Below are 8,642 nucleotides of genomic sequence, written 5' to 3'. Positions count from 1 at the left end.
CATGAACCCAGATCCCATGATTGGATCTGGCGGCGGGACGGGAGACGAAAATCTCATCGATTTTCGCGCGACCGAACCAATCGAAGCCCTGCGCGAATCGGAAAATGAGGGCATCATAGAGTGTGTCGACAGATCGATCATCGTCCTCGATGCAAGCTGGCTGGGGGCATTTACGTGATTATCTGGCGGAGAGAGCGGGATTCGAACCCGCGTTACGGTCTCCCGTAAACACACTTTCCAGGCGTGCGCCTTCAACCACTCGGCCACCTCTCCATGCGCGACAAATGCCTCTGGCATCAGTGCGCCGGGCTCATCTAGTCGATCCTGCGCCGAATGCCAAGCCTGCCGGACATATTGTTTGTTGGTTGGCGCAGAACTTTATTCCGAGTGCGCTTTATACGCGTCATGGGGTCAAATTCATGGTGGGTGATTGCGAAGGAGCATCGCGCGCCATATCTATCCTGTCGAAAGCTCCGGAGGATTTGAGTTTGCGCTTGCTGTTCAGGCTCTTGGCAATGGTCGCGCTTGCGATCGCCGTAATCATGGCCGTGCTCGACGCCACGCGCACCGTGGCGGCGTCACAACTGGTTATGACGCCGCTTGCCACCAGTTGGCTCGCGGTGTCGCCTGAGACGCTGAACACCGTGCAGGAATTCGTACGCGCCAAAATCCACCCGCTGGTGTGGGATCCGGTCATCGCCGGCATCCTCAACCAGCCGGGGTTCATCGTGTTCGGCGTACTTGCCTTTCTTTTATACGCCATCGGGCGCAAACCGCCGCGCCGCATTGGCCGCTTCATCGCCGAGAGCTGATCGGACGCTGCGAGACGCGGCGTCTGGACGAACAAACAGGGTGCCGAGCGCCCGCAACCCGGAAAGGGAGAATGCCATGTTTTTCCTGAGCGACATGCTGAACAAGAAGCTGCAGCTGCCCAAGCCTGGAGAGGCTCTGCCCGGCCGCGACAAACCGATGCCGACCGCCTCGAAGCATTATGTCTCGAAGCGCCCGCTGAAAGGCCCTTATCCCGAAGGGCTGGAGACGGCGATGTTCGGCATGGGCTGTTTCTGGGGTGCGGAGCGCATGTTCTGGCAGATGGACGGCGTCTGGGTCACGGCGGTCGGCTATGCCGGCGGCGTCACGCCGAACCCGACCTATCAGGAAACCTGCACAGGCCTGACAGGCCATGCCGAGGTCGTTCTGGTCGTGTTTGATCCGAAGATCATCTCCTATGCCGATCTCCTGAAGGCGTTCTGGGAGAACCACGACCCGACGCAGGGCATGCGCCAGGGCAACGATGTCGGCACGACCTATCGCTCGACGATCTACACCTTCAGCGACGCGCAATATCAGGCCGCGATCGCTTCGCGCGACGCCTATGGGGCGTCGCTCAGCAGCGCCGGACGCGAGAAGATCACGACGGAAATCGCGCCAGCGCCGGAGTTCTATTTCGCCGAGGAAGACCACCAGCAATATCTGGCCAAGAATCCCTACGGTTATTGCAACCTGAAGGGTACCGGCGTGGCCTGCGCCATGCCGCAGGCGGTGTCTGCCGAGACCTGACCTGAAACCACGCCGTGGTCGAAAATACTCGTTGCGGCGCACCTGCCGCAGCGTTTTTCCAAGTGGTCAAGATTCCGCGTGAATTTTGTTTTTCGCCGTGCAAGACTGCCGGTTGAGTGGGAGGGCAAACTTCCCGCCATGTGCCGCGAGGCGCCCGGGGACCGAGGCATCCACGCGGTACGTTATTGGAAAAAATAACCGACAGGGTGTGGATCACATGAAGCGTATTGTTCTCGGCCTCCTGGCCGCAACCGCACTGGCCTTCCCGGCGCTTGCCGCGGACGTCAAGCCGGCGATCATCTACGATCTCGGCGGCAAGTTCGACAAATCCTTCAACGAGGCCGCCTTCAACGGCGCGGAGAAGTTCAAGACCGAGTCGGGCATCGCCTATCGCGATTTCGAAATCCAGAATGACGCCCAGCGCGAGCAGGCGCTGCGCAAATTCGCCGAAGACGGCAACAACCCGATCGTCATGGCCGGCTTTTCCTGGGCGGCGGTGCTCGAAAAGGTATCCGCTGACTTCCCCGACACCAGCTTCGCCATCATCGACATGGTCGTCGACAAGCCGAACGTCCGCTCGGTCGTCTACAAGGAGCAGGAAGGCTCCTATGTCGTCGGCGTCATGGCGGCGATCGCCTCCAAGTCCAAGAAGGTCGGCTTCGTCGGCGGCATGGACATCCCGCTGATCCGCAAGTTCGGCTGCGGCTATGTCGGCGGTGCCAAGGCAGCGGGTGCGACCGAAGTCATTGAGAACATGACCGGTGACACGCCGGCTGCATGGAACGACCCGACCAAGGGCGGCGAAATCGCCAAGGCGCAGATCTCGCAGGGCGCTGACGTGGTTTACGCTGCGGCAGGCGGCACCGGCGTTGGCGTGCTGCAGGCGGCTGCCGATTCCGGCAAGCTCGGCATCGGCGTCGATTCCAACCAGAACGGCCTCCAGCCGGGCAAGATCCTGACCTCCATGGTCAAGCGCGTCGATGTGGCCGTCTACAACGCCTTCACCGATGCCAAGGACGGCAAGTTCACCGCCGGCATCAACGACCTCGGCCTCAAGGAAGGCGGCGTCGACTACGCCATGGACGACAACAACAAGAGCCTCGTGACCGACGAGATCAAGGCCGCCGCCGAAAAGGCCAAGGCCGACATCATCGCCGGCACCGTCAAGGTTCACGACTATATGTCGGACAACACCTGCCCTTACTGATCGGCAGCGACTGAATGAAACCGCCGGCCCAGTGCCGGCGGTTTTCGTTTGTGCCTTTGGGGGAGGGGATGGAATGAACGACCGGAAGCTGCGTCTTGCCGCCATCATTGCGCTGCTGCTGGCAGGCGTTCTGGCCGGCTCGCAGCTCGGCAAGCTTGCGCCGTTGGTTGGCTGGTATCAAAATGAGGTCGGCTTTTCGCTGACGCTGATCGGCTGGCTTACCTCGGCCATCGGCATTTTCGTGGCGCTGGTCGCGCTGCCGGCCGGCTGGGTGATCGAGCGCGCCGGCATGCGCCTGAGCTTCGCCTTTGCCGCGGCGGTCATGACGGTAGGCGGGCTGGCGCTGGCTTTTCTTCATGCGCCCGGCGCCATTCTTGCCGCGCGGCTGGTCGAAGGCGTCGGCTATCTCATCCTTGTCATCGTCATTCCAGCGCTTCTGAACTCGGTTTCGCTGCCGTCCTGGCGGGCGCCGGTGCTGGCGATCTGGGGTGGTTTCGTTCCGGTCGGCTTTGCCGTTGCCGATTTCATGGCCGGCGAACTCTTGCCGGTCGCCGAGCCGAAGATCTTTCTTCTGGCCGCAATTCTGGCGTTTGCCGTGCTTGCACTGGTCGCAGCTGTGCTTCTCGGGTTGATCGACGACATGGACGCCGGTGAGCGCGCGGACGCGACGCAACCGGCACGCAGTTTCAGCGCGACGCTGACCTTGCCTGTCGTGCTCGTGGCGCTGGCCTTCGGCATCTATGTCATCGCCTCGGTCGGGTTCTTTGCCTTCATGCCGGCTTTCATCTCCTGGTCCGGCGCCGGCATCCTGCTCGCTGCCGGGGTTATCGCCCTGGTCGGGCCGGTCGGAAACGGGTTGACCAGCCTGCTGGTCGGGGGCCGCGACGGGCGCTTCATCGTGCTGCTCGCAGCTCTTGGGCTGGGGATCGCTGCATTGACCGCGATCCCGGCATTCGGCGGCTCGATTCCGATGTTTGCCACACTTGCTTTGTTGCTGTTCGCCATGTCCGGCGGCTTCGTTGCCTCGGCACTGTTTGCCGGCCTTCCGTCGATCGTGCCCAAGGGCGGCTCTGTCGCGGTGGCGATCGGCCTCGTCTGCCAGGCCGGCGGCATAGGCACAGTGCTTGGACCACCGCTGGCCGGCCACATCATCGAGGCATATGGCTGGCCCGGTTTCGGCGTCTTTCTGGCGCTGGTCTCCGCTGTCGGGGCGCTATGCCTCTTGCCTGTGCTGCGGTCGCGCGCATTTATGCCGGAAGCGGCGACGATCTCGATGAAATGATGGCGAAGCTTAAACAGGCAGGCATTGCCACGGAAACGCGCCAATGGATTCCGAAGTCGGTCGTATCTGCGTTTACAGGCTGGCGGTCAGGTAGCCGAGCACGAATGCGGCGATCAGCGCTGCCGCCATCAGCAAACCGCGTGAGCCGCCTACGGAATGCGGGCCGCGCCAGATCGCCTTGGTGCCTTCCGGCTGGATGATGGGGCGGGTAGGCGTATCGGCTTTGTTGTCGCCCGGCGATGCGGCCCGCATCTGCGGCATATCGGCGATGCGTGCCGAAACCGTCTCCCACATCGTCCTGGGCAAGGTTTCCGGCGATGCCGTGATGTCGAACATGTGCATGCGCTCGGCGATTTCTACGACTGCGTCGCGAAAATCGGCGTCGCGCTCAAGATCGCGCTCGGCCCGCTCGCGCTCGTCGTCATCCAACAGGCCAAGCACGTAATTGCCGGCCCGCGTCATGCGATCACCGCCGTCGACCATGACACTCCCCCTCATGATCAAGCCTGCCGCGCCCTCGAATCCTCCAAGCCGGTCAGAAACGGACATCACCAGCTATTTTGCCGGGCGTAAAGCCGCTATGTGGCCGTCCTCACCAATGCGGCGGCTTGGTTATCTCGTGGCCGGGCGTCGCCACCTCTTCCAGCGACAGGAAGCGCTCGGTCAGCGCGTCGAGCTTCTTTTGAAGCCGCTCGATGACCTTCCACTGTTCGGCGATCTGGCCGGACAGCTCCTCGATGATCTTTTCCTGCTCGACAGTTCGGATTTCGAGCGTCGTCAGCCGGTCGTCGGGCAATGTCATGTCGAAAATCCTTGCTTTACCTTGGGGAGCCCGCCGCGGCGTGCTCGACAAACTGTCGATATCACGCGTGGCTTCACCTTGGAAATTGACAAGCGCATGGCGATTTGTCGAGAGTGTAGGCAAGCCGCTTGCCGATTGGCAGGGGAAAGGCGGCATGCTAGCTCTTTGACCAAACGATAAAAAGAAGAACGAGAGGTGGACAGGTCGCATGGCGGAAGCTGCAATCGAGCTTATCGGCATCAACAAGAGCTTTGGCGCGGTCCGCGCCAATCGCGATATCAATCTCGAAATCGCGCCGGGCACGATCCACGGCATCATCGGCGAGAACGGTGCCGGCAAGTCGACGCTGATGTCGATCCTCTATGGCTTCTACCAGGCTGACAGCGGCGAAATCCGCGTTGGCGGCAAGCCGATCACCATCAAGACGCCCAATGACGCCATCGCGGTGGGCATCGGCATGGTGCATCAGCATTTCATGCTTGTCGAAAATTTCACCGTGCTGGAAAACGTCATTCTCGGCGCCGAGAGCGAGGCGCTGCTCAAGAAGAGCATCGCCAAGGCGCGCTCCGAACTGCAGCGGCTGGAGCGCGAATACGGGCTGGAAGTCGATCCCGACGCGGTGATCGAGGAACTGCCCGTCGGCCTGCAGCAGCGCGTCGAAATCCTCAAAGCGCTCTATCGCGGCGCCGAAATCCTGATCCTCGACGAGCCGACCGGCGTGCTGACGCCGCCCGAGGCCGACCACCTGTTCCGCATCCTCAAGCAGTTGAAGGAGCAGGGCAAGACGATCGTGCTGATCACGCACAAGCTGCGCGAGATCATGGCGATTACCGACACCGTCTCCGTCATGCGCCAGGGCACGATGGTCGCCACCCGTGAGACGGCGAAGACCACGGTCGGTGAGCTGGCCGAGCTGATGGTCGGCCGCCGCGTGCTGCTGCGCGTCGAAAAGGGTGAGGCCAAGCCCGGCGCGGTAAAGCTCTCCGTCCGGAACCTGACAGTCAGGGATTCGCGCGGCGTCACTATGGTCGAGGACGTCTCCTTCGACATTCGCGGCGGCGAGATCGTCGGCATCGCCGGCGTCGCCGGCAACGGCCAGTCGGAACTGATCGAGGCGATCTCCGGCATCCGCCGCGCCGTTTCCGGCAGCGTCATGCTCGACGGCAAGCCCATAGATGTGACCGGCATTGCCGATCCAGGTGAGCTGCGCGACCGGGGCTTGGCCCATGTGCCGGAAGACCGCCATCATGTCGGCCTCGTGTTGGCCTTCGAGGAAAACGAGAATTCGATCCTCGGCTATCACGACGACCCGAAATATCTGAAAGGGCCGCTGCTCAACATCGATGCCATCCGCAACGATGCCAAAGACAAGATCGAGAAATACGATATCAGGCCGGGCGACTGCCGCCTGAAGACCGCAAATTTCTCCGGCGGCAACCAGCAGAAGATCGTGCTGGCCCGCGAGATGGAGCAGGATCCCGGCGTGCTGATCGTCGGCCAGCCAACGCGCGGCGTCGATGTCGGCGCCATCGAATTCATCCACAAGCGCCTCATCGCCATGCGCGACCAGGGCAAGGCGGTGCTGCTGGTGTCCGTCGAACTCGACGAGATCCGCTCGCTGTCCGACCGCATATTGGTGATGTTCGACGGCCGCGTCGTCGGCGAACGCGGGTCGGATGCGACCGAGGGCGAACTCGGCCTGCTGATGGCCGGCGTCGAGCGCAAGGAGGCCGCCGAGTGAGTTCGATAGGCAGATCAGTTCGCCTATTTCTCGTTGATGGAAACCCTAGCGGTATCATCACGGCAGAAGTTGTGAATTGGACCGGGCATGCGCTCGTGGCGCCCAGATCAAAACTCTCTGATATTTTGACACGATCAGAAACGCAGAAGACGGGCGTATATTTCTTGTTCGGGGAGTTGGCGGAGTTAGGTGGAAGGCGACCTGTCTATATCGGCGAAAGCGATAATGTTGGGAGGAGAATTTCTCAACACGTTAGATCCGATGAGAAGGACTTTGAGAAATTTTGCCTGATAACAAGCAAAGATCTAAATCTTACTAAAGCGCACGCAAGATATCTAGAAAATAGATTTTCAATCATAGCAAAAGAATCTGATAGAGCGGATGTTTTAAATTCTATTGAGCCGGCTCTTGGTATACTTCCTGAATCCGACATTGCTGATATGGAGTATTTTATCGAGCAAGTTAGGATAATACTTCCTGTTCTTGGATACGATGTTCTAAAAGATAAATTTGTGCGTCCGATTCATCTGGGAAAAGAGACAGTTCGAGAGACGGAGTCTGAAATTACTTTGGTTCCCTTGAAGCTTCGGTCGAGCCGAAAAGGTCTAATCGCTGATGCGGTTGAGCGCGAGGGTGAGATTTTAGTTCTCAAAGACTCATTGGCCGATCGCTATCCAGACTACGCGATGAATCAGTACCAACCTTTACGAGAAAGATTGGAACGGGAAGGAACTCTCGTTCCAGAGGAAAATGGTCAGTTTTTGCGATTCACAAAGGATACATTGTTTTCGAGCCCGAGTGCCGCGGCCGCAGTAATTTATGGTCGAAACGCAAACGGTCGAACTTCATGGGTGTTGGCTAATATGAACAAGACCTTGAAAGCCTATCAGGACGAATTGCAGGCCGCCCAATGAGCACGCCCTACACGAAGCTTCCCGGCTGGGCCGATTACGGGCTGATACCGGTCATCAATCTGATCGTGGCCTTCATTGTCGCCGGGCTCGTCGTCCTGCTGGTCGGGGAAAATCCGCTGCATGCGGCAGCCGTTCTGGTCGATGGCGCGTTCGGCAGCGGGCAGAACATCGCCTACACGCTGTTCTACGCCACCAACTTCATCTTCACCGGCCTAGCGGTGGCGGTCGCCTTCCATTGCGGCCTGTTCAACATCGGCGGCGAAGGGCAGGCCTATATTGGCGGGCTCGGCGTGGCGCTGGTCTGCCTTGCCTTCGACGGGTTCATGCCGTGGTGGCTGACCTTTCCGCTGGCGATCCTGGGTTCGGCAGCCCTCGGCGCGCTGTGGGCGCTGATCCCGGCCTATCTGCAGGCCAGGCGCGGCTCGCACATCGTCATCACCACCATCATGTTCAACTTCATTGCCGCCAGCGTCATGGTCTATCTGCTGGTCGACGTGCTGAAGCCGGCCGGTTCGATGGCGCCGCAGACGCGCGATTTCCTGCCCGGCGCGCAGCTGCCCAAGATGGGCTGGCTGCTGGAGATGTTCGGGCTTTCCGTGCGCTCCGCGCCGCTCAACATTTCCTTCCTGCTGGCGCTGGTCATGGCCTTCCTGGTCTGGGTGCTGATCTGGCGCACCAAGCTCGGATATGAGATCCGCACCATGGGTTTCAGCCCCAAGGCTGCGCGCTATGCCGGCATTTCGGAGACGCGCATCATCATCATCACCATGATGATCTCGGGCGCGCTGGCCGGCATGATGGCGCTGAACCCGATCATGGGCGACCAGCACCGCGTCCAGCTCGATTTCGTCACCGGCGCCGGCTTCGTCGGCATTGCGGTCGCCCTGATGGGCCGCTCGCACCCGGCCGGCATCGTGCCGGCGGCGATCCTGTTCGGCGTGCTTTATCAGGGCGGCGCCGAACTCGCCTTCGAGATGCCCGCCATCTCGCGCGACATGATCGTCATCATCCAGGGTCTGGTCATCCTGTTTGCCGGCGCGCTGGAGCACATGTTCCGCCCGGCCATCCAGACGTTGTTTGCCAGCATCAGCCCGCGCTCGGTCGGCGTTACGGCGGCGAAAGGGGAGGGTGTCTGA

The 8,642-nt window shown here is 60.8% G+C and carries 10 protein-coding genes and 1 tRNA gene; 8 read left to right on the top strand and 3 right to left on the bottom strand.

Annotated features, from left to right (window positions below; translation table 11 throughout):
- Position 1: 1 nt before the first annotated feature.
- Positions 2-178, top strand: coding sequence for a hypothetical protein (locus DZG07_RS24060; RefSeq protein WP_162931700.1), 177 nt, complete (start codon positions 2-4; stop codon positions 176-178).
- A 5-nt stretch (positions 179-183) separates the two neighbouring features.
- Here DZG07_RS24060 and DZG07_RS22675 read toward each other — a convergent pair.
- Positions 184-273 (bottom strand) — tRNA-Ser (locus DZG07_RS22675).
- A gap of 242 nt (positions 274-515) precedes the next feature.
- Between DZG07_RS22675 and DZG07_RS22670 the strand changes: the two genes are divergently transcribed.
- From DZG07_RS22670 to DZG07_RS22655, 4 genes are all read left to right on the top strand, one after another.
- Positions 516-812: a hypothetical protein gene (locus tag DZG07_RS22670; RefSeq protein ID WP_119821039.1), complete on the top strand. Its 297-nt coding sequence runs from the start codon at positions 516-518 to the stop codon at positions 810-812.
- Between the two features lie 76 nt (positions 813-888).
- A complete protein-coding gene (msrA, locus tag DZG07_RS22665; RefSeq protein ID WP_119821037.1) occupies positions 889-1,560 on the top strand; it encodes a peptide-methionine (S)-S-oxide reductase MsrA in 672 nt (223 codons plus the stop codon).
- A gap of 217 nt (positions 1,561-1,777) precedes the next feature.
- A complete protein-coding gene (locus tag DZG07_RS22660) occupies positions 1,778-2,767 on the top strand; it encodes a BMP family ABC transporter substrate-binding protein (RefSeq protein ID WP_119821036.1) in 990 nt (329 codons plus the stop codon).
- Between the two features lie 73 nt (positions 2,768-2,840).
- Positions 2,841-4,049, top strand: coding sequence for an MFS transporter (locus DZG07_RS22655; protein WP_119821034.1), 1,209 nt, complete (start codon positions 2,841-2,843; stop codon positions 4,047-4,049).
- Positions 4,050-4,121: 72 nt separating this feature from the next.
- On the opposite strand, the gene DZG07_RS22650 is transcribed toward DZG07_RS22655, so the two are convergent.
- Positions 4,122-4,532 (bottom strand): hypothetical protein, encoded by a 411-nt coding sequence (locus tag DZG07_RS22650; RefSeq protein ID WP_091917254.1) that lies wholly within the window; start codon positions 4,530-4,532, stop codon positions 4,122-4,124.
- A gap of 109 nt (positions 4,533-4,641) precedes the next feature.
- Positions 4,642-4,851: a SlyX family protein gene (locus DZG07_RS22645; protein WP_091917255.1), complete on the bottom strand. Its 210-nt coding sequence runs from the start codon at positions 4,849-4,851 to the stop codon at positions 4,642-4,644.
- 208 nt (positions 4,852-5,059) lie between these two features.
- On the opposite strand from DZG07_RS22645, the gene DZG07_RS22640 reads away from it, so the two are divergent.
- The 3 genes from DZG07_RS22640 to DZG07_RS22630 are packed head-to-tail and all read left to right on the top strand — an operon-like array spanning position 5,060 to position 8,642.
- A complete protein-coding gene (locus tag DZG07_RS22640; protein WP_119821032.1) occupies positions 5,060-6,592 on the top strand; it encodes an ABC transporter ATP-binding protein in 1,533 nt (510 codons plus the stop codon).
- On the top strand, positions 6,589-7,506 hold the full coding sequence (locus tag DZG07_RS22635) for a GIY-YIG nuclease family protein (protein ID WP_245429553.1): 918 nt from the start codon (positions 6,589-6,591) through the stop codon (positions 7,504-7,506). Before DZG07_RS22640 ends, DZG07_RS22635 begins: the two co-directional genes overlap by 4 nt.
- Positions 7,503-8,642, top strand: coding sequence for an ABC transporter permease (locus tag DZG07_RS22630; RefSeq protein WP_119821030.1), 1,140 nt, complete (start codon positions 7,503-7,505; stop codon positions 8,640-8,642). The genes DZG07_RS22635 and DZG07_RS22630 overlap by 4 nt, the downstream gene beginning before the upstream one ends.

Origin of the sequence: Mesorhizobium sp. DCY119 (genome assembly GCF_003590645.1) — a bacterium.
Lineage (GTDB): Bacteria > Pseudomonadota > Alphaproteobacteria > Rhizobiales > Rhizobiaceae > Mesorhizobium_M.
The sequence above is the reverse complement of the archived record's forward strand: the minus strand, read 5'-3'. Positions and strand labels throughout refer to the sequence as shown.

What these genes read in the sequence shown, in the direction of transcription:
- DZG07_RS22660 (WP_119821036.1), top strand. Translation starts at nt 1,778, where the DNA reads ATGAAGCGTATTGTTCTCGGCCTCCTGGCCGCAACCGCACTGGCCTTC.
- DZG07_RS22640 (WP_119821032.1), top strand. Translation starts at nt 5,060, where the DNA reads ATGGCGGAAGCTGCAATCGAGCTTATCGGCATCAACAAGAGCTTTGGC.
- DZG07_RS24060 (WP_162931700.1), top strand. Translation starts at nt 2, where the DNA reads ATGAACCCAGATCCCATGATTGGATCTGGCGGCGGGACGGGAGACGAA.
- DZG07_RS22650 (WP_091917254.1), bottom strand. Translation starts at nt 4,532, where the DNA reads ATGGTCGACGGCGGTGATCGCATGACGCGGGCCGGCAATTACGTGCTT.
- msrA (WP_119821037.1), top strand. Translation starts at nt 889, where the DNA reads ATGTTTTTCCTGAGCGACATGCTGAACAAGAAGCTGCAGCTGCCCAAG.
- DZG07_RS22645 (WP_091917255.1), bottom strand. Translation starts at nt 4,851, where the DNA reads ATGACATTGCCCGACGACCGGCTGACGACGCTCGAAATCCGAACTGTC.
- DZG07_RS22670 (WP_119821039.1), top strand. Translation starts at nt 516, where the DNA reads ATGGTCGCGCTTGCGATCGCCGTAATCATGGCCGTGCTCGACGCCACG.
- DZG07_RS22655 (WP_119821034.1), top strand. Translation starts at nt 2,841, where the DNA reads ATGAACGACCGGAAGCTGCGTCTTGCCGCCATCATTGCGCTGCTGCTG.
- DZG07_RS22630 (WP_119821030.1), top strand. Translation starts at nt 7,503, where the DNA reads ATGAGCACGCCCTACACGAAGCTTCCCGGCTGGGCCGATTACGGGCTG.